The following is an 18799-nucleotide window of genomic DNA, read 5'->3' as shown; positions in this document are numbered from 1 at the left end:
AGAATCCGCGGTACATCCGGCCGGGATTGAGGATGCCGGCCGGGTCCAGGGATTGTTTGACGCGCTGGTGGTATTTCATCAGCGCCGGGGCGAGGGGATGAAAGATATCGCCGTTACGGGCGCCGCCACGAAACAGCGTGGCGTGCCCCCCGAGTGCACTTACGCGACGGCGTATTTCTGTGCTATCCGCATCGCTTTTCAGCCAGCGCAGGCCGCCATCCCATTCGATAAGCTGCTCGCCTGGCAGGTCGATGGGCGCTGTAGCCGGCGGCACCGACAGGCGCCACAGCGGGCGTGGGTCGTCGAAGAAATCGTGGCGGTGTTCGCGGATGCTGTCCCACAGGCCTTCGGCCTCATCGACCGCGTCGCCCTGGATGACGGCCTGCGCGGATTCCAGCGCAATGTCGCCGCCGCACAGGCGCACGTACAGCGCCTCGCCGTCGTGGCAGGTCGCCGTGATGGTGACAGGCAGATGCGCCCAGTGCGTCATCAGTTCCAGCGCCTGCCTGGCGCTGACTTCATGGCGCAGGGTGAGATGCCGTGGCGGGCGCGGCCGGAGTTTGACGGTGATCTCCAGCAGCACGCCCAACGTGCCCTGCGCGCCGACCATAAGACGGGACAGGTCGTAGCCCGCCACGTTCTTCATGACCTGGCCGCCGAAGTGCAGGTCCTCACCCCGGCCATTGAGAATGCGCGCGCCCAGGACAGCGTCGCGCACCGACCCCGCATAGGCGCGGCGAGGTCCGGACAGGCCGGTCGCCACGGCACCGCCAAAGGTGGCGGTCGGACCGAAATGCGGCGGTTCGAACGGCAACTGCTGACCGTGCTCGTCGAGCAGCGATTCGATGGCGCTCAACGGTGTTCCGGCGCGCGCGGTGATGAACAGCTCGGTCCGTGCTCGTCGAGCAGCGATTCGATGGCGCTCAACGGTGTTCCGGCGCGCGCGGTGATGAACAGCTCGGTGGGTTCGTGGGCGATCACGCCGCTGTGGCCACGCATATCGAGTTCGCGTTCGGCCTGTACCGGATAACCGTAAAAGGCCTTGGTGCCGCCGGCACGGATGCGCAGCGGTTCACCCTGCGCCTGGGCGTCCCTTACGGCAGCCTGCAGATCCCCGGTGAGGTCGTTGTCGGTCATCCCGGTCATGGTGACGTGCTCAGAAACGGGGCAGGTCGGGATGCGACAGCTGGCCGTGATGGACGTGCATGGCGCCGAATTCGGCGCAGCGATGCAGGGTGGGCACTGCCTTGCCCGGATTGAGCAGTCCCTGCGGATCGAAGGCGGCTTTGACGGCGTGGAACTGGGTCAGCTCGGCGGGCTGAAACTGCACGCACATCTGATTGAGCTTTTCCATACCCACGCCGTGCTCGCCGGTCACCGTGCCGCCGACCTCGACGCACAGTTCCAGGATGCGGCCGCCCAGGTCTTCGGCCTTTTCCAGCTCGCCGCTCCGGTTGGCATCGTAAAGAATCAGCGGATGCAGATTGCCGTCGCCTGCATGGAATACATTGGCAACCCGCAGGCCGGTTTCCCGGGACATTTCGTCGATGCGGGCCAGAACTGTGGCCAGGTGGCGGCGCGGGATGGTGCCATCCATGCAGTAGTAATCGGGCGACAAACGGCCCACGGCGGGGAAGGCCGCCTTGCGCCCCAGCCAGAAGCGCTGGCGCTCCTCTTCATCCTTGGCGGTGCGCATCTCGGTGGCGCCACTGTTCAGCAGCAGGTCGTGCACCTGCATGATCTCTTCCGAGACCTCGGCATTGGTGCCGTCCAGTTCGCAGAGCAGGATGGCCTCCGCTTCAGTCGGATAGTCCGCGTGCACAAAGGCCTCGGCCGCGCGGATGGCGGGATTGTCCATCATCTCCAGCCCGGCGGGGATGATGCCGGAGGCGATGATGTCGGCGACGGCGTTGCCGGCGCGCTCCAGGCTGTCGAAGGCGGCAAGCATGACCTGGGCGCGGTCGGGTTTGGGAATCAGCTTGACCGTGACTTCCACGATCACGCCGAGCATGCCCTCTGAACCGTTCATCAGCGCCAGCAGGTCGAAGCCGGCCGCATCGGGCGCCTTGGAGCCGATTTCCAGCAGTTCGCCCTCGATGGTCAGCAGCTTGACGGCCAGCACGTTGTGCACGGTCAGGCCGTATTTGAGGCAGTGCACGCCGCCCGAGTTTTCCGCTACGTTGCCGCCGATGGAGCAGGCGATCTGTGAGGAGGGGTCGGGTGCGTAGTACATGCCATGCGGCGCGGCGGCCTCGCTGATCGCCAGATTACGCACCCCGGGTTGTACCCGGGCGCAGCGGTTGGGGACGTCGATCTCCAGGATGCGGTTGAACTTGGCGAGGCTGAGCAGCAGGGCGTCTTCGCGCGGCAGGGCGCCGCCTGACAGGCCGGTGCCGGCGCCGCGCGCGATGACGGGGACTTCGAGTTCGTGGCAGGCGCGCAGGATGGCCTCGACCTGGCCGATATCTTCCGGCAGCGCGACGGCCATCGGCACCTGACGGTACGCGGCCAGGCCGTCACATTCATAGGGACGCAGGTCCTCCGCCTCGGTCAGGATGGCCGGGGCGGGCAGGATCTCACGCAGCCGGGCCAGCAATGCGGCACGGCGGGCGGGATCGACGACCGCTTTCTCCTCCACAAATACGCTCATCAGTTCTTTTGTATTGCTTCTGATCGCACTATACCACCGCCCCCGGACGCTGCATTCGGGAACAATTACGCATCATGAAGCTGCATTCGGGAACAATTACGCATCATGAAAGTCTAGCTAAAGGCGCGGGACATGCCCGCACGGCGATGGGGTTCGCCGCGGATATTCCGGAACCGCCCAAGGGGGGCTGATAACTCCTGTTGAACCGGGTCATATGGCCAGCCGGCGTCGTGCCGTCGATTGGCGGTGCGTTCCCGGCATGGGCATACTGTGGCTTACGCCCGGACTTCCCGTGACAATCCGAACAACAGGAGGGGTGTCTTGTTTCAATTTCTCGCCATTGCCGCGGGTGGCGCGATCGGCGCAATCCTGCGTTTTCTCGCCTCCGCCGGCGTGTATCAGCTGGCCGGCCGGGGGTTCCCCTGGGGCACCTTGTTCGTCAACGTCCTGGGTTCCCTGACCATGGGGTTCCTGAGCATCCTGATGGTGGAGCGCCTGAATCTCAGTCCCGAATGGCGCGCCGCCGTGCTCACCGGAGGGCTGGGCGCCTTTACCACCTTCTCGACGTTCTCGCTCGAGACCATGGCCCTGTTCGAACAGGGAGAAATCATCAAGGCCGGAACCAACATGCTGGTGAGCGTGGTGATCTGCGTGATCGCGTGCTGGGTCGGTCTGCTGCTTGGGAGGCAGGTATGAAGGTCAAGGTTGCCCGTGTGTATCTGAGTGAACACGCCAAGGTTCACGAAAAATTGATGAACTTCCTGCACGATGAGGCCAAGGTCAGCGGGGCGACCCTGTTCCGCGGTATCAGCGGCTTCGGACGCAGCGGCCATGTCCATACCGCCTCGCTGCTGGAACTCTCGCTCGACCTGCCAGTGGTGGTGGAGTTCTTCGACTCGCCGGAGCGGGTCAGCGAGGTCATCGCCCAGCTGCGGGATTTCATCGAACCCCTGCACATCCTGTTGTTCGACGCGGAGCTGGTTTAACCAACCGGCCGTGCCAAAGCGGCGAGAGGCGTAGTAAACTGTCGCGCGGCCGTGGGGCTACCACGGCCGCTTTTTTTCGTCCGCCCAACTGAGACAAGACTGACGTTCCCCATGCTCGACCCGAAACTGCTGCGTAACGAAATCGATACCGTCGCCGAGCGGCTGCGTCCGCGTGGATTTGAACTCGACACCGCGCGGTTCAATGAACTCGAGGCGGAGCGCAAGGCGCTGCAGGTCGAGACCCAGGAGCTGCAGAACACCCGCAATGCGCGTTCCAAGGAGATCGGCAAGGTCAAGGCGCAGGGCGGCGATATCCAGCCGCTGCTGGACGAGGTCGCAGGGCTGGGTTCCGAACTCGATGCCCGCAAGGCGCGCCTCACCGAGGTGCAGACCGCGCTGGACGACATGATGCTCGGCATCCCCAACCTGCCGCACGAGAGCGTGCCGGTCGGGGCGGGCGAGGACGACAACGTCGAAGTCCGCCGCTGGGGCGAGCCCCGGTATTTTGATTTCGAGCCGCGCGACCATGTCGATCTCGGCGCCCTGGCCGGCGGGCTGGACCTCGAGGCCGCCGCCAAGATCTCCGGCGCGCGCTTCGCCGTCATGACCGGTTCTGTGGCGCGGCTGCACCGCGCGCTGATCCAGTTCATGCTCGACGTGCACACCCGCGAGCACGGTTACACCGAGGCCTACGTGCCCTATCTGGTCAATGCCGACAGCCTGCGCGGCACCGGCCAGTTGCCGAAGTTCGAGGAAGACCTGTTCAAGGTGCCGGGCGACAACGATTTTTATCTGATCCCCACCGCCGAGGTGCCGGTCACCAACCTGGCGCGCGACGAGATCCTGCCCGACGATGCCCTGCCCAGGAAGCTGGTGGCGCATACGCCGTGTTTTCGTTCCGAGGCGGGTTCGCACGGCAAGGATACCCGCGGCCTGATCCGCCAGCACCAGTTCGAAAAGGTCGAGCTGGTGCAGTTCGTGCGCCCGCAGGACTCCTGGGACGCGCACGAGGAGCTCACCGGTCACGCCGAAACCATCCTGCAGCGCCTGGACCTGCCTTACCGCGTGGTGGCGCTGTGCACCGGCGATCTCGGTTTTTCCGCGGCCAAGACCTACGATCTCGAGGTGTGGCTGCCGGCACAGGACACCTATCGCGAGATCTCGTCCTGTTCCAATTTCCTGGACTTCCAGGCGCGCCGCATGCAGGCACGCTGGCGCAATCCCGAAACCGGCAAACCAGAGCTGCTGCACACCCTCAACGGTTCCGGCCTGGCCGTTGGCCGCACCCTGGTCGCGGTGCTGGAAAACTATCAGGACGAAGGCGGCCGGGTTGCCATTCCCGACGCCCTGAAGTCCTATATGGGCAACGCAACGCATTTGTAACGGCGGCGGGAGAGGATGTGACGACGAGCCGCCACGCCACATCGACAAGGAAATGAAATGAAACACGCGCGCCGACTGCAAAGCGGTTTTACCCTGATCGAGATCATGGTGGTCGTGGTCATCATCGCCGTGCTGGCCACGCTGATCCTGCCCAACGTCATCGGCCGCGCCGAAGACGCGCGCCTGGCCAAGGCCAAGGCCGACATCCGTACCCTGGATTCCGCCCTGGCCATGTATCGCCTGGATAACGGCCACTATCCGTCCACCGACCAGGGGCTGGACGCGCTGGTCAAGAAACCCTCCGGTGATCCGCCGGCGAACAACTGGCGCAAGGGAGGCTATGTCCGCACCCTGCCGACCGACCCCTGGAGTCATCCTTACGAGTATCTCTCGCCCGGCCAGCACGGGGATTACGACCTGTGGTCCGACGGGCCGGATGGCACGTCCGGCGACAAGGACGACATCGAGAGTTGGAACCTGAAGTAAACCGCAGTCTCGTGACTGTGCACACCGGCGAAGGCGGTTTCTCGCTGGTGGAACTGCTGGTGGTCCTGCTGATCATCGGCCTCATGACCGGCGTCGCCGTCCTGAGCCTGGCGAGCACCGGGCGCGATCCCGCCGAACTCGCCGCCACGCGCCTGCGGTCGGTGCTCGAACTGGCGCAGGAAGAGGCGCAAATGCAGGGGCGCAACCTGGCCCTTGGTTTCTGGCAGCGCGGCTGGCGTTTCTACCAGCTGGACGATTTCGGCAAATGGCAGCCGGTAACCGGCGACCGGTTGCTGCGCCCCCGCAAGCTGGAGCAAGGCCTCGATCTGGTCTTGCAGCTCCAGGGCCTGGATGTCGTATTGGCACCGTTCGACAAAACCCACCCGCAGATCTTTCTGCTCGCCAGCGGTGAGACACAGCCGTTCACGCTCGTCATCGAACAGGACGGCAAGCCGCGCCGGCGTCTGATCGGCGACGCCATCGGCAATCTCAAAGTGGAGCAGGTGCATGCACCGTGAGCGCGGCTTCACGCTGATCGAGGTCGTGATCGCCCTGTTCATCGTTGCGCTGGGGCTGGCCGCCGCCGTGCAGCTCTCCGCCTCCAGCGCGGACAATGCGCGCCATCTGGCGCAGACCACCTACGCCGATTGGGTGGCGATGAACCGGCTCGCGGCGCTGAACCTGAAGGGGAAATATCCCGGCACCGGCAAAAGCGGCGGCGAGGCCGAACAGGCGGGCTCGACCTGGTACTGGCAGCAGGTCGTCAGCGACACGCCGATCAAGGGTCTGCGTCAGGTCGAAATCCGCGTACGCGCCGAGCGGGAGGGACCTGCGTTCGCGACGGTGCGAGGCTTTATCGGCCAGGCGCAGATGGCGGGGCAGGACACGGCGGGGGCCAGGCAGCCATGAACCGCGGAGCGCATCAGTCCGGTTTCACGCTGCTGGAACTGCTGGTGGCGGTGGCCATTTTCGCCGTCATGGCCGCGCTGGCCTATGCCGGGCTGAACACTGTGCTGCAAAACCGCACGGCACTGGAGGATCACTTCGCCCGACTGCACACCCTGCAGCGCGCCTATGTCGTCATGCAGCGCGATCTCACCCAGGCCGTGCCGCGCCCGGTGCACGACGAGCTCGGCGGCACCTTGCCGGCGCTGCGCGGGGACAGTAACGGCACGACGCTGGGTCTGACGCGCGGCGGCTATCCCAACCCCGCCGGTGTGCGGCGCAGCCATCTCGTCCGGGTGCGCTACCAGCTCGACGGCCGGCACTTGCTGCGCCTCGACTGGCCGGTGCTGGACCGTGCGCAGGGGGACAAGCCGCTCGCCAGCGTATTGCTCAAAGGTGTCGACAGGCTTTCCTTCGAATACCTGGATGCCAAGGGGAGGGCACAGACGTCCTGGCCGCCTGCAGGCAGCGCCGCCACTGTCCTGCCACATGCCGTGCGGGTCACCCTGTCGATCCACGGCATGAACGGCCCCGTGAGCTGGTTGTTCCTGATGCCATGAACGGACCGACCGGACAACGCGGCGTCGCGCTGCTTACCGCCCTGCTGATCGTGGCCATACTCACCACGGTCAGCGTATATCTGGCATGGGATCAGACCCTGGCGATTCGCCGTACCCAGGACCTGGTGGCGCAGGGGCGCGCCTATGCGCTTTGCCTGGGGGCCGAGGCCTGGGCCGCGCAGACCCTGGCGGACAACGCCCGCAAACATCCCGGCGTAGTCGACCTCAAGCAAAGCTGGGCCAGCCCCATGCTGCCGGTGAGCGTTGGCGATGCACAGGTCGTCGGTCAGTTGGAGGACCTGCAGGGGCGTTTCAACCTCAACAACCTGGTCGCAGGACAGCAGGTAATCGGCACCTCCCGCATGCGCCTGGCGCGCCTGCTGGAAATGTTCAAGGCGACGCCCGGACTGGTGGACGCCGTCATCGACTGGATCGATCCCAACGATATTCCCACCGGCAGCGACGGTGCGGAAGACGGTTATTACCTTGGCCTGCAACCGCCATACCGTGCCGCCAACAATGCCTTCATTGCCGCATCCACCCTGCGGGTGGTGCGCGGTTTTGACGCCAAACTCACCAACGCGCTGGCGCCCTATGTCGTCGCGCTGCCGTCGGGTACAGCAATCAACGTCAACACCGCGCCCGCACCGGTATTGCGTTCCCTCGGGCTGTCCGCCGATCGGGCACAGGCCATTATCAAACAGCGTAACAACAAACCCTTTACCGCCCTGGCGCAGTTTCTCGCCAGTCCGACACTCAGCGGTCAGTCCTTCGACTCGGCCCGCCTGGGCGTGACCAGTGACTATTTTCTGCTGCATGTGCAGGCCACCATCGGCCGCGCACGCGCGACGCTGTACAGCGTATTGCAGATCGAGGATAACGGCACAGTCCGCGTGTTGATGCGCTCACGCGATACCGCGCCGTGAGCGTGACGGAATACACGCGTCCGGCTGGCTATGACCCGGGCAATGAATTTCGATGTGCTTAGCGGCGTGAATCTCTATAAAGTGCGCATAGTTTCGACGACAAGTTATTTATCTCATCCATGGATCTGCTGATACTGCGATTGCTGGACGATGATCTTGCCGAATGGCGGGATGGAGACCGTATTGTTCACGGTCCGCTGGCGCAGGCTGCAACGGTGGCCCGTGAGCGCCGGCTGGCGGTGCTGGTCCCCGGGCGCGACGTGCTGCTGTCCCATGCGGACATCCCCAGCCGCAATCGCGCCCAAGTGGAGCGGGCGCTGCCCTATGCGCTGGAGGAATGGCTTATCGAGCCGCCGGAGACGCAGCATTTCGCCTGGCGGCAGGCGACCTCCGGGGTGGACGCCGCCGTCGTCTCGCGCGCACGCCTGGAGGATTGGCTGGCCCGTTTGACCGGGGCCGGGCTGCAGCCTGAGCTGCTCGTACCCGAGACGCTGGCCCTGCCATGGCAGGCAGGCGAATGGAGCCTGCTGCTTTCGGGGGATCAGGCCTGGCTGCGTACGGGCCCGCATGCCGGGCAGGCCTGCGATCGTGATGTGCTGCCGGTGCTGATCACCTCGCTGTGGGAACAATTCACCGAGGACGACCGTCCGCAGCGGTTACGTCTGTGGTGTCTGGATGGCGATGCGCCCGCTGATCTGCCATTGCCGGTCGAGCGCGTGCCCGCACCTGATTCCGTACTCAGGGTTTTCACCGTAGAGGGGGAAGTCCTCAACCTGCTTTCCGGCGCCTACGCCCCGCGCGCGCGCCTGTCGCGGCGGTTAGGTCCCTGGCGCAGTGCGGCAGTGGCGGCCGGCATATGGTTGCTCTCGGCCTTTGCCGTGCATGGCGTGGACTATTTTCGTCTGGCGCACGAGGCGGCTGCGTTGCAGCGCCAGATCGACGCGGTGTATCGCCAGGCCGTCCCCGGCTCGCACCGCATCGTCAACGCCAGGGTGCAGATGCAACAGGCCCTGGATGCATTGTCCGACGGTGCGGCGCAGGGAGGGCCGCTCGGCCTGCTGGCGCCGTCGGCCGGGGTGTTCGCCAACACGGCAGGCGTGCACATCACCAAACTGACATACCGGAACGGCCGCCTGAGCCTGGATCTGACGGCACCGGACATCGGCACCTTCGACACGCTAAAAACCAAGCTGCAACGCCAGCACTTGCAGGTGGATATGGGATCGGTAGGCAGCCAGGGCGGCGTGACCAGCGGGCACCTGACGCTGAAGCGGGGTGGGGCATGAAGGCCTGGTGGCTGGGATTATCTGCGCGCGACCGGCGCATGCTGGTATTCGGCGCGGGGATACTGTTCGTGATGCTGTTCTATGCCTTGATCTGGCACCCCATGAGCCTGTCCATTGCGCAGGATCGCGCGCGTGTGGCGCAGCTGCGTGACGATCTGGCCTGGATGCAGGCCGCCAGTGCGAAGATGCAGGCCCTGCGCGCGGCCGGTGCGGGCAAGACGGCAAAGGTCCGCGGGTCGCTGGTGGCGGCGGTGGATCGCAGCGCGCGCCGGCACGAGATGGAAAAGGCCATTGCACAGCTCACGCCGCAGGGGGACGACAGCGTGGCCGTGTCCGTTTCCAGCGTCGATTTCAATGCGCTGCTCCGCTGGATCGCCGCACTGGGCAACCAGGGGATTCACATCCAGCGCCTCAGTCTCACGCCCGCCGACAAGCCGGGGCAGGTGCAGGCCACATTGTTACTCGGTCGCGGCAGCGCCGGATGATGAACAAGCCGTTGGTCCGTGTCGCCCTGCTGGGCCTGTCGGCCTATGTGTTGTTTCTTTTGATTACTCTGCCGGCCGCGCTGGTGATGCCGAAACGGCTGCCCGGCGGCGCGCAACTCCAGGGCGTGAATGGATCGATCTGGACCGGACAGGCTGATGGTCTGGTCTGGCGCGGCCAGAATCTGGGTCGTGTGGAATGGCGGTTCGCGCCGTTTGCTTTGTTGCGCGCACGCCTGGGCGTGCGGTTCAAATTAAAAGGCCCCGAACTCCAGGCAAGTGGTGAATTCCTGCAGCCCTGGTTTTCGAAACGCCCCGAGTTTTCCGGGTTGGATCTGGATATGGACACGGCCTTGAGCGGTCGGCTCGATCTCCCGCTGCGTATCGATGGCGACCTGCGCGCCCACTTCGAATATGCCTCCTGGCCTGCGGATGGTGCGCCGAACGTAACGGGCACCGCGCAGTGGACGGATGCCGTGGCCAAAAATCCGGTCGCGTTGCGCCTGGGTGCCGTGCAGGCCGATTTCCAGCCTGGCAACGCCGGACAGGGGGTGAAACTCACCCTGCAGGGCGGCGATCTCAGCGGGCAGGGCAGTGCGAACGTGGATGCAAAAGCAAACTACAAGCTGGACATGAATCTGGCGGCGCATACCGCCGAAGCCCGCGAGCTGCTCGGGCTGATGGGCCACAGCGATGCGCGCGACAGCTTGCGCATCGACCGCAGCGGCGATCTGCGGCCGCTGCTGCGTATGGCGGGAATGTAGGTCTGACTGAGCATGAGGTGCAGTCTTGTGGCTTACCCCTTATTAGGCGAGGGCACGGGGATTTCTGTGAAGTCGATCACTCTATAAAAGTCCCTGATCAGGGACGATATGCAATTTGATACGCATCTATTTTTCATGGGGTTGTAATGGAAGGTGAGACCAGGCAGCGTGTCCATGTGTTATGGGACGGGCTTGCGGAGTTCGGTGCAGCGCGTATCAACGAGGCGCTGGAATATCTGCTCACCGGATTGTTGGAGCCGCTTGGCGCACAGCATGCCTGGTGGATGGGGGCGGTGCGATTGTCTGACCTGGGTAACGGTGATCCTGCGCTGGGCTGGCGTACCAGGGTGGTTCGGCATCTGGCCAATACGCCCGAGCGCCGGGCTTCGGTAAAAGAGCACCTGAGACGCATTGATCAGGGAAACGTGGATCCGCAGGTTGTCGCCAATGTCCGCGATTCGGGTCGGTTTCGCATCAATATCAGTCATGAAATGGTCCCGGCGGACTGGTGGGAGTCCGAGTTCTATAACGCACTGTTCCGATCGCGTGGAATCCAGGATGTGATTTACGTGGCGACCCCGCTGGGTGACGACGTGGAGTCCTGGTTCGCTTTTGAGCGCATCAGTGATCAGCGATTGTTTTTCGATGAAACGGACAGGGAAGTGCTGGATTACGCAATGCGGTCACAGAAGTGGTTTCATCGCCAGTTGGTGCTGCATCATGGCGTGCTGCTCGCTGACAAGCCGCTGACAAGTTCGGAGCGCAAGGTGCTGAACGGGTTGCTGACCGACAAATCCGAACAGGAAATCGCATCCGAACTGGCGTTGTCTCCGTCGACGGTGCACACCTACAGCAAGCGTATTTGCCGTAAGTTCAATGTGCGCGGCCGTGCCGGCCTGGCCGCATTGTGGCTGGGGCAAATGCCGGAAGACTGATTTATTGCCTTAGCCTGTTTGGGATTGGCGTGGGCGGGCGGTGCCACTACCCGGGCTCACGCTTCACTGCGATGTGGTATCACTTCACCAACTGATCGAGCTGGAAGATGGGCAGCAGGATGGCCAGCACGATGACGAACACGATCAGGCCCATGACGACGATCATCACGGGTTCGAACAGCGCGAGCGCCGTGCCGATGATCGATGAGGTTTCCCGCTCCTGCTGCTGAGCGGCGCGTTCCAGCATTTCTTCCAGGTTGCCGCCGCCTTCACCGCTGGCGATGAGGTAGACGGCCATGGGGGGGAAGTAGCCGCTGCGTTCCAGCGAGGCGGCGATGCCGTCGCCTTCGCGCACCCGCCCGGCGACCTCCTGCAACGCGTTGCGCATGGGCAGATTGCCGACCACCTGGGCGGAGATGGTCAGGGATTCCAGGATTGGCACGCCGCTGGCGGCGAGGATGCTCAGCGTGCGCGCGAAGCGCGCGGTTTCGATACCGCGAATCAGGCCGCCGAGCAACGGCAGGCGCAGCAGGGTGCGGTGCCAGCGTTCGCGCAGGACGGGGTTGCGCAGCGCGCGCCGCATCAGCCAGATACCGACGCCCAGTAATACCACGATCGCCAGCCCCCAGTGGCGCAGCAGGTCGCTCAGCGAGATCAGCGCCCGGGTCAGCCAGGGCAGTTCCTGACCCATGTTGGCGAAGACCTGCACGATCTTGGGAACCACATACCCGAGCAGGCCGGCGAGAATGGCGATCGACATGACGACCAGAAAACTCGGATAGATGAGCGCCTGCTGCACGCGCTGGTTGAGTGCATGCCGTGCCTCGGTGTAGTCGGCCAGCCGGCCGAGTACGGCATCGAGATGACCGGATTGTTCGCCCGCCGCGACGGTGGCGCGAAAGATTTCGTTGAACACGCCGGGAAAGTCGTTCATACCCACCGCCATGCCGTGGCCTTCCAGCACGCGCGAACGCACCCCATGCAGCACGCGGGCGATGCGCGGGTTGCGCGCCTGGCGGGCGGCGGTGTGCAGCGCCTCGGCCACCGGTGCGCCGGTGGCGAGGAGGGTGGCCACCTGGCGGGTGAGCAGGGCGAGTTCGTTGGCGTTCAGGTTCTGCCGGCGGCGCCAGGGCGTGTTTTTGCGGGGCGTACGTTCGGTAACGGCCTGTACGTCCAGGGGATGCAGGCCGCCGTCGCGCAGCAGTTGCCGGACCTGGCGCGGGGTATCGCCTTCCAGGACGCCCTTTTTGTTGCGGCCCTGGGCGTCGAGCGCATGGTATTCGAAGGCGGGCATGTCAACCTGTTTTCGTGTAGTGACTAGCGATCAATTGCCGTTTCCAGGTTTCAATCGTCGGCGCGGGTGACGCGCAGCATTTCTTCCAGAGAAGTTTCGCCCGCCAGCACGCGGCGCACGCCGTCGGCGCGGATGCCGGCGATATGCTGGCGTGCGTGGCGCTCCATATCCTGTTCGGAGGCGCCGTCGTGAATCATGCGTTGCAGCGTTTCGTCGACGGGGGTCACCTCGTAGATGCCGGTGCGGCCGATGTAGCCGCTGCCATGGCAGCTCGGGCAGCCGACCGGGTGATGAATCACCGGCGAGGTTTCGGGCTCGACGCCGAGTTTTTCACATTCGCTGGCGGTGGCCTCGGCCGGGTGTTTGCAGTCCGGGCACAGCAGCCGGACCAGGCGCTGGGCGGCGACGCCGATGAGCGTGGAGGCGAGCAGATAGGGTTCCACGCCCATGTCGCGCAGGCGGGTGACGGCGCCGATGGCGGTGTTGGTGTGCAGGGTGGACAGCACCAGATGACCGGTGAGGCTGGCCTGCACCGCGATTTCGGCGGTTTCCAGGTCGCGCACCTCGCCAACCATGACCACGTCCGGGTCCTGGCGCAGGATGGCGCGCAGGCCGCGGGCGAAACTCATGTCCACCTTGGGATTGACCTGGGTCTGGCCGATGCCGTCGATGAAGTATTCGATGGGGTCCTCGACGGTGAGGATATTGCGCGCCCTGTCGTTGAGCTCAGCGAGCACGGCGTAAAGCGTGGTGGTCTTGCCCGAGCCGGTGGGGCCGGTAACCAGCAGGATGCCGTGCGGCTGACGGATCAGGTCGCTAAGTCGTGAATGCGTGGCCGGGTCCATGCCCAGTCCGCCGAGATCAAGTCGTCCGGCCTGACGGTCCAGCAGACGCAGTACGACGCGTTCGCCATGGCCCGAGGGCAGGGTGGATACACGTACGTCCACCGGCCGGCCGGCAATGCGCAGCGAAATACGGCCGTCCTGCGGCAGGCGTTTTTCGGCGATGTCCAGCCTCGCCATGACCTTGATGCGCGAGACGATGATGCTGCCCAGCGCGCGTGGTGGTTCGACGATTTCACGCAGCACGCCGTCCACGCGCAGCCGGACCGATAACCGGTCCTCGAAGGGTTCGATGTGCACGTCGGAAGCGCTTTCCTGCACCGCCTGCGAGAGGATGGCGTTGATCAGCCGAATGATGGGCGCATCGTCCTGGCTTTCCAGCAGGTCCTCGGGTTCGGGCAGAGCGGAGGCGGCCGCCGCCAGGTCGATGCCTTCGCCCAGGTCCTGCATCATGGCCTGGGCGCTGCCGTTCGAGCCGTTGCCGTAGCGTTGTGACAGCATCTGGTCGAATTCGTGTGCATCGACCGCTTTGAGCTGGAGCGGGAGGCCGAACGTGCGCGCCAGTTCGGCGAGTACCCGCGGGTCGGGCAGGTCGCGATGGAGAATTTCCAGTTGGCCGTCGGCCGGGTCGACGAGCACGCCGTGGCGTTTGGCATAGGCGTAGCCGAGCGCGGCGGCTTGAGCGGTCGATGTCTCGGTGGCGGCCTCAGCGGGGAGAGGGGCGTGTTGATCCACCGTTTGCTCCATCAGCCGCTCCCGAAGACGAAAGCATCGTCGTGCGATTCGGTGTTGCTGCTGGTCTTGGCCGCCGGCTGCGGCTTCGATTGTTTGGCAGGTGGCGTCAGGCCCGTGGGGCGGGGGCTGAGCTGCCGCAGCTGTTCCGGAAGGGAGGGGCCTTGTTCGAGCTGCCCCTGCTCGTGGTTGTTCCGGTTGAGCTGCTGTTCAAGCTGCTGACCGCGCAGGAAACTGTATTTCTGGTTGGTGTAGACGTCCGCCGCCTGCTGGTTGTTCAGGATGATCGGGTGCAGGAAGACCATCAGGTTCTTTTTTTCCCGCTGCCGCGAGGTCGAACGGAACAGATAGCCCAGGCCGGGTATGTCGCCCAGAAAGGGGACTTTCTGGGTCGAATTCTTGTAGCTGTCTTCGATCAGCCCACCGAGCACGATGATCGAATCGCTGTTGGTGATGACGTCGGTTTTGATCTGGCGTTTGTTGGTGATCAGGTCGGCGGCGCCGGTGACCGAGGGTGCCAGGCTGGAGACGGTCAGGTCGAGCTTGAGCTTGACGCTGTTTCCTTCGTTGATCTGCGGCGTGACTTTCAGGGTGATGCCGATGTCCTTGCGCTCGATGGTCTGGAAGGGGCTGGAGACCGTACCGCCGCCCGTGGTGCTGGTGGTAGTGCTGTAGCTGCCGGTGACGAAGGGCACGTTCTGGCCGACGACGATTTCGGCTTCCTTGTTGTCCAGGGTCAGCAGACTGGGGGTGGAAAGAATGTTGGTGGCGGCGTTGGACGACAGGGCGTTGAGCAGGACGCCGTAGCGGGTATTGCCGGAATTCGCATCGCCCAGGCCGAGCAGCAGGCCTGGTCCGGCAGCGGCGGGGTTGGTGGCCAGGGTAACCAGCGAGGCGGCGCCATTGGTGAAGTTGATGGCGGCGGCCGGCCCTTTGGGATCGCCGCTGTCTGGCAGTACGCCGATCTGGGCGCCGAGCTGTCTGGCCAGATCGCCGGATACCTCGGCAATAATGGCGTCGATCAATACTTCGGCCGGACGGATATCCAGCCGTCGGACGACCTCCTTCAGATCGCGGACCTTGTCGGGCGGGCCGGTGAGGACCAATGCGTTGCGGTCCTCGTCGGCCTGAATGTTGACGGCCTGCTTGGGGGCGGCCTTGGTTTTTTGCTCCGACTTGAGTTCGCTGGACACCATGCCCTGGAGCAGCTTGGCGATGTTCTTCGCCTTGGCGTATTTCAGGAACACCACATGCGAGTCGCCGGCCGAAGGCAGCGGTGCGTCGAGTTCCTTGACCAGGGCACGCAGCCGCTTGCGGGTGGCCTTGTCGCCGGAGATGAGCACGCTGTTGGTGCGCACGTCGGCGACGACGCGTGCCTGAGTCCCGGGTGCGGCCCCCTTGGCGGCGGCCTGCTGCTGCAGGCTGTTCAGAATACGGGCGACTTCGTTCGCCGACGCGTGCTGCAGCTTGACCAGTTCGATCTCGCTGTTGTCGGGGCGGTCGAGGTCGTGGATCAGCCTCACCACCCGCCTGATGTTCTCCGCGCGGTCGGTCACGATCAGCATGTTGTTCGGCGGGTAGGCCGCCAGCAGGCCCTGTTGCGGGATCAACGGTCGCAGCATGGGAACGATCTGGGCGACAGGGACGTTGTGTACCTGTACCACCCGGGTGACCACCTCCGCGCCTCTGCCCTTGAGCAGGGTGTTCTGGCGTGCATTGACCGACGGGATGATCTTCACCACCGGGCCGGAAGGAACGGCGGAATAACCGTACACGTCGAGTACCGAAAGAAAGACCTGGTACAGCGCCTTGCGGTTCATGGGCGTCGAGGAGATGACCGTTACGTTGCCCTTGACGCGCGGGTCGACTACGAAGTTGATGCCGGTGGCCTTGGACACCGTATCGATCAGGCTGCTGATCGGGGCGTCGCTCAGGTTGAGCGTGACCTCGTCGGTGTCCGATGCGGTGACCGTGCCACGATCCGGTGCATTGTCGGCGGCCAGCGCGGAGAGCGGGGCTGCCAGACACAACAGCAGCGGGAGCAGGGCGGCGATGGACTTCATTGGAATAGGTTGGTGGCTGGTCGCCGCGCAAGTGTAACAGAGAGATGCAACACGCCCGTTGCGGTCGGATGCCGCTGCGATGCAGTCGGCTGGCGTTTGTTATTCATGCGGGATTATCTCAGGCTCTTATTCAGTGTCAGTTGCTGGCCGTTGCGGTCCACGGTCAGGCTGACGCTTGGTGCGTTGTGAAGTTGCTCTATCAGGCCCATGGCCCGGCCGGGATTGTCGAGCGATACGCCGTTGATGGCGGTCACGATGTCACCCGGGCGTAGCCCAAGCTCGTTGAAGAGAGTGGGTTTGCGGCCCGGCGTGAGCCGGTACCCCTTGAAGTGTCCGTCGTTCGATACCGGCAGGGCGTTCACGTAATCGCGGAACTGAAACGGATTTCTCAGCAACTCCTGTCGGACATGGGCGATTTGCCGCTGCAGGCTGTTGCCTGAGCTGACCTGGGTGAGCAAAATCCCACCACCTTTAAACTTGGTCAGTTTGAGCGTTTCCTTTCCCTGGCCGGTATTCAGGATGACACGGTCATCATAGACTTCGGCCACCTGTACGCCGTCGGGCAGCTTGTCGCCCGTGCCGTAAACCTTCGAGTGGCTGCCGGCTTGGGCGATGATTGCATAACCCTGTCCGCCACCCAAGGCGTAGGTTCCCTTGAGGGTCAGCGCCAGATGCGTTTCGGGGGCGGCGCCGCCGCCAGTCTGGCGTTGCGGTGCGCCGAACAATTGTGCGCTGATGATGCGTTGTACATCCGGCATCGCCTTGTGGTTCTGTACAGGCGCTTGTGCCGGTGCGGCGCTCGCGGCGGCTTCGGTGTGGGGGAGAACCGCCGTCCAGGTCAGCCGGGCTGCATTCCAGGCGGCAAGTACGACGAATACGAATACCGCGGTCTGGGTTGCGCGCGGCAGTACATTGGTCGGTAACTTGAATGTCATATTAAGTTCAATCCGTGGCACCTGCAGCCAGCAGTTTGGGCAATCCTTGTTGCAAGAGGATAAACGCCAAGCCGCCAAGGGCGCCATAGAGATGGGCCTGGGAGACAATCGGTCCGCCCAGCCCGGCATCTTCCCCCGGCAGTGGTCCGACCGCCACCGTGTACGATACCAATGCCCACATCAGGACGAGCATCACGATACTGAGCCAGCGTGAACGCTTCCATTCCAGTAATGCGCCGGCGCAGAACAGCCCGTATTCCATTCCGGAGAGCCCCACATACCACTTTATCTGCGGACTCAGGACGAACAGCCCCAGGCTGACGGCCAGGCCGGCCGTCAGCATCAGCATTAGCCATGCGCGTTCACTTTGATATGGAAAGAAATACAGCCAGATCAGGAAAAGGCCCAGCAGGTCACGCCCCAGATGCACCCAGCCGAGATGGACCAGATTACCGGTCAGCAGGCGCCACAATTCCCCATGCGCAATTAGTCCGCGCTGGTACTGCAGCGTCTGTGCAAGACCGAACGCCTGCGCCAGCACGGCCAGCAGGGCGACGATCAGGGGCAGGCGCCAGGTTTTGATCAGAGCATGAAGGTCCAGGTTCATCATGGCTGTCGGCGATCGCCATCAATACGAATGTGCTTAAAACGTCCGACTGCAGTCCGTGGGTATGTTACTTGGAATGCTTTTCACATGTCTTGGTTACAGTTTTTTGAAGAATGAGTGCGGTGGCGAACACGGTTGCATTCATTTGCAGTGACGAAACGCGACTCTGTGCCCCAGATTGATCAAAGTTTGATCAGCTTGATGCATTTTTCGAAGTGGCGATTTTTCTAAAACTTGCCGAATGTTTTTTTGACTGTTAACTTTTTGCCACAGTTCGCAGATATGCCATGCGGAACAACAATAAATAACGGACTCCAGTGGGCAAAGGAATGAAAACCATCACCCTCAACAACCGCTCCCGGTTGTATTTTTTTGCAATAGCCCTGCTCACCCTGCTGCTGTCCGCCTGTGGTGGCGGAGGCGGCGGTTCCTCGTCCAGTTCGACTTACAACTTTAACAGTTCATCCAATGTGCTGGTCAGCTGGACGGCCAGCCATGAGAGCGCGGTCAATACGACCGGCGGCGGATATATCGTCTACTACAGCCAGACGGCTGGATTTTCACCGGGCGGTTCGGGCGTGCAGAGCGTCAATGTGCCATACGTCTCCGGCACGCTGGCGCCCACTTCCACGACGATCAATCTGGCCGGCGGTACCTGGTATTTCCAGGTGGAGGCCTATTCGGCGCTCAATCCGCCCGGTGGCAGCAGCGGCAGCCAGAGTTCCCCGTCAGCCGAAATCAGCGTCAAGGTCCCCGGCGGTCCCCTGTTCAGCGCATCTCGATGAACATGCCGTTCATTGTTCTGCCTGGCCATGCGTGCTGGACGGTATGAATCATCAAGTCATAAGGAGCGTGCCATGATTCGATCAAATCCCCGTACACGATATCGAAAGCTGCTGCACCATATGATGTACGGTTTGGTC

19 protein-coding genes, 1 pseudogene and 1 riboswitch are annotated in these 18799 nt (G+C 63.6%); of the genes and pseudogenes, 13 read left to right on the top strand and 7 right to left on the bottom strand.

All coding sequences use genetic code 11. The features are described 5' to 3' along the window. Positions 1 to 1137 (bottom strand): annotated as a pseudogene (glcE, locus tag P8Y64_09500) (glycolate oxidase subunit GlcE). A 19-nt stretch (positions 1138 to 1156) separates the two neighbouring features. Further along, on the bottom strand, positions 1157 to 2650 hold the full coding sequence (locus tag P8Y64_09495; protein MEJ2060704.1) for an FAD-linked oxidase C-terminal domain-containing protein: 1494 nt from the start codon (positions 2648 to 2650) through the stop codon (positions 1157 to 1159). A 133-nt stretch (positions 2651 to 2783) separates the two neighbouring features. Further along, a riboswitch (Fluoride riboswitch) is annotated at positions 2784 to 2857 on the top strand. Between the two features lie 114 nt (positions 2858 to 2971). On the opposite strand from P8Y64_09495, the gene crcB reads away from it, so the two are divergent. From crcB to P8Y64_09435, 12 genes are all read left to right on the top strand, one after another. Continuing rightward, complete coding sequence (crcB, locus tag P8Y64_09490; protein MEJ2060703.1) at positions 2972 to 3346, top strand: fluoride efflux transporter CrcB; 375 nt, start codon at positions 2972 to 2974, stop codon at positions 3344 to 3346. Continuing rightward, the gene (locus tag P8Y64_09485; protein ID MEJ2060702.1) at positions 3343 to 3636 is read left to right on the top strand and encodes a DUF190 domain-containing protein; all 294 of its coding nucleotides are present in this window, start codon (positions 3343 to 3345) and stop codon (positions 3634 to 3636) included. Before crcB ends, P8Y64_09485 begins: the two co-directional genes overlap by 4 nt. Before the next feature lie 111 nt (positions 3637 to 3747). After that, positions 3748 to 5019, top strand: coding sequence for a serine--tRNA ligase (gene serS, locus P8Y64_09480; protein ID MEJ2060701.1), 1272 nt, complete (start codon positions 3748 to 3750; stop codon positions 5017 to 5019). A gap of 57 nt (positions 5020 to 5076) precedes the next feature. After that, a complete protein-coding gene (gene gspG / locus P8Y64_09475; protein MEJ2060700.1) occupies positions 5077 to 5505 on the top strand; it encodes a type II secretion system major pseudopilin GspG in 429 nt (142 codons plus the stop codon). After that, complete coding sequence (gene gspH, locus P8Y64_09470) at positions 5490 to 6023, top strand: type II secretion system minor pseudopilin GspH (protein ID MEJ2060699.1); 534 nt, start codon at positions 5490 to 5492, stop codon at positions 6021 to 6023. The genes gspG and gspH overlap by 16 nt, the downstream gene beginning before the upstream one ends. Further along, positions 6013 to 6414 carry a type II secretion system minor pseudopilin GspI gene (gene gspI / locus P8Y64_09465; GenBank protein ID MEJ2060698.1) on the top strand — a complete coding sequence of 134 codons (402 nt, stop codon included), beginning with the start codon at positions 6013 to 6015 and terminating at the stop codon, positions 6412 to 6414. The genes gspH and gspI overlap by 11 nt, the downstream gene beginning before the upstream one ends. Then, the gene (gene gspJ, locus P8Y64_09460; protein MEJ2060697.1) at positions 6411 to 7010 is read left to right on the top strand and encodes a type II secretion system minor pseudopilin GspJ; all 600 of its coding nucleotides are present in this window, start codon (positions 6411 to 6413) and stop codon (positions 7008 to 7010) included. The genes gspI and gspJ overlap by 4 nt, the downstream gene beginning before the upstream one ends. Continuing rightward, entirely contained in the window at positions 7007 to 7936 is a 930-nt protein-coding gene (gspK, locus tag P8Y64_09455) for a type II secretion system minor pseudopilin GspK (protein ID MEJ2060696.1), read from the top strand. Before gspJ ends, gspK begins: the two co-directional genes overlap by 4 nt. Positions 7937 to 8055: 119 nt before the next feature. Next, positions 8056 to 9222, top strand: coding sequence for a type II secretion system protein GspL (gene gspL / locus P8Y64_09450; GenBank protein ID MEJ2060695.1), 1167 nt, complete (start codon positions 8056 to 8058; stop codon positions 9220 to 9222). Continuing rightward, entirely contained in the window at positions 9219 to 9707 is a 489-nt protein-coding gene (locus tag P8Y64_09445; protein MEJ2060694.1) for a type II secretion system protein M, read from the top strand. Before gspL ends, P8Y64_09445 begins: the two co-directional genes overlap by 4 nt. Beyond that, positions 9707 to 10468, top strand: a complete 762-nt coding sequence (locus tag P8Y64_09440) for a type II secretion system protein N (GenBank protein MEJ2060693.1) — start codon at positions 9707 to 9709, stop codon at positions 10466 to 10468. The genes P8Y64_09445 and P8Y64_09440 overlap by 1 nt, the downstream gene beginning before the upstream one ends. A 146-nt stretch (positions 10469 to 10614) precedes the next feature. Then, positions 10615 to 11403, top strand: coding sequence for a LuxR C-terminal-related transcriptional regulator (locus P8Y64_09435; protein MEJ2060692.1), 789 nt, complete (start codon positions 10615 to 10617; stop codon positions 11401 to 11403). Between the two features lie 79 nt (positions 11404 to 11482). Here P8Y64_09435 and gspF read toward each other — a convergent pair whose 3' ends face one another. The 5 genes from gspF to rrtA all read right to left on the bottom strand — a co-directional run bounded on the left by gspF (position 11483) and on the right by rrtA (position 17879). Beyond that, a complete protein-coding gene (gspF, locus tag P8Y64_09430) occupies positions 11483 to 12697 on the bottom strand; it encodes a type II secretion system inner membrane protein GspF (GenBank protein ID MEJ2060691.1) in 1215 nt (404 codons plus the stop codon). Between the two features lie 50 nt (positions 12698 to 12747). Further along, positions 12748 to 14286 carry a type II secretion system ATPase GspE gene (gene gspE / locus P8Y64_09425; GenBank protein ID MEJ2060690.1) on the bottom strand — a complete coding sequence of 513 codons (1539 nt, stop codon included), beginning with the start codon at positions 14284 to 14286 and terminating at the stop codon, positions 12748 to 12750. Beyond that, entirely contained in the window at positions 14286 to 16334 is a 2049-nt protein-coding gene (gene gspD, locus P8Y64_09420; protein MEJ2060689.1) for a type II secretion system secretin GspD, read from the bottom strand. Before gspD ends, gspE begins: the two co-directional genes overlap by 1 nt. A 113-nt stretch (positions 16335 to 16447) precedes the next feature. After that, a complete protein-coding gene (gene gspC / locus P8Y64_09415) occupies positions 16448 to 17269 on the bottom strand; it encodes a type II secretion system protein GspC (GenBank protein ID MEJ2060688.1) in 822 nt (273 codons plus the stop codon). Positions 17270 to 17276: 7 nt separating this feature from the next. After that, positions 17277 to 17879 (bottom strand): rhombosortase, encoded by a 603-nt coding sequence (rrtA, locus tag P8Y64_09410; GenBank protein MEJ2060687.1) that lies wholly within the window; start codon positions 17877 to 17879, stop codon positions 17277 to 17279. A gap of 326 nt (positions 17880 to 18205) precedes the next feature. On the opposite strand from rrtA, the gene P8Y64_09405 reads away from it, so the two are divergent. Further along, positions 18206 to 18661 (top strand): hypothetical protein, encoded by a 456-nt coding sequence (locus tag P8Y64_09405; protein ID MEJ2060686.1) that lies wholly within the window; start codon positions 18206 to 18208, stop codon positions 18659 to 18661. The last annotated feature ends 138 nt before the right edge of the window (positions 18662 to 18799 follow it).

It is taken from the genome of Gammaproteobacteria bacterium, from assembly GCA_037388465.1.
In the GTDB taxonomy this organism is placed as follows: Bacteria; Pseudomonadota; Gammaproteobacteria; order SpSt-1174; family SpSt-1174; genus JARRKE01.
Note: the sequence above shows the minus strand (reverse complement) of the source record. Positions and strands in the feature narration are given on the sequence as shown.

Excerpts from the sequence above, each read along its gene's own strand:
- gspJ (MEJ2060697.1), top strand. The coding sequence starts at position 6,411 with ATGAACCGCGGAGCGCATCAGTCCGGTTTCACGCTGCTGGAACTGCTG.
- P8Y64_09405 (MEJ2060686.1), top strand. The coding sequence starts at position 18,206 with ATGAAAACCATCACCCTCAACAACCGCTCCCGGTTGTATTTTTTTGCA.
- gspI (MEJ2060698.1), top strand. The coding sequence starts at position 6,013 with ATGCACCGTGAGCGCGGCTTCACGCTGATCGAGGTCGTGATCGCCCTG.
- gspL (MEJ2060695.1), top strand. The coding sequence starts at position 8,056 with ATGGATCTGCTGATACTGCGATTGCTGGACGATGATCTTGCCGAATGG.
- gspE (MEJ2060690.1), bottom strand. The coding sequence starts at position 14,286 with ATGGAGCAAACGGTGGATCAACACGCCCCTCTCCCCGCTGAGGCCGCC.
- gspD (MEJ2060689.1), bottom strand. The coding sequence starts at position 16,334 with ATGAAGTCCATCGCCGCCCTGCTCCCGCTGCTGTTGTGTCTGGCAGCC.
- P8Y64_09440 (MEJ2060693.1), top strand. The coding sequence starts at position 9,707 with ATGAACAAGCCGTTGGTCCGTGTCGCCCTGCTGGGCCTGTCGGCCTAT.
- rrtA (MEJ2060687.1), bottom strand. The coding sequence starts at position 17,879 with ATGATGAACCTGGACCTTCATGCTCTGATCAAAACCTGGCGCCTGCCC.
- gspF (MEJ2060691.1), bottom strand. The coding sequence starts at position 12,697 with ATGCCCGCCTTCGAATACCATGCGCTCGACGCCCAGGGCCGCAACAAA.
- serS (MEJ2060701.1), top strand. The coding sequence starts at position 3,748 with ATGCTCGACCCGAAACTGCTGCGTAACGAAATCGATACCGTCGCCGAG.
- P8Y64_09495 (MEJ2060704.1), bottom strand. The coding sequence starts at position 2,650 with ATGAGCGTATTTGTGGAGGAGAAAGCGGTCGTCGATCCCGCCCGCCGT.
- gspK (MEJ2060696.1), top strand. The coding sequence starts at position 7,007 with ATGAACGGACCGACCGGACAACGCGGCGTCGCGCTGCTTACCGCCCTG.
- P8Y64_09485 (MEJ2060702.1), top strand. The coding sequence starts at position 3,343 with ATGAAGGTCAAGGTTGCCCGTGTGTATCTGAGTGAACACGCCAAGGTT.
- gspG (MEJ2060700.1), top strand. The coding sequence starts at position 5,077 with ATGAAACACGCGCGCCGACTGCAAAGCGGTTTTACCCTGATCGAGATC.
- P8Y64_09445 (MEJ2060694.1), top strand. The coding sequence starts at position 9,219 with ATGAAGGCCTGGTGGCTGGGATTATCTGCGCGCGACCGGCGCATGCTG.
- gspC (MEJ2060688.1), bottom strand. The coding sequence starts at position 17,269 with ATGACATTCAAGTTACCGACCAATGTACTGCCGCGCGCAACCCAGACC.
- P8Y64_09435 (MEJ2060692.1), top strand. The coding sequence starts at position 10,615 with ATGGAAGGTGAGACCAGGCAGCGTGTCCATGTGTTATGGGACGGGCTT.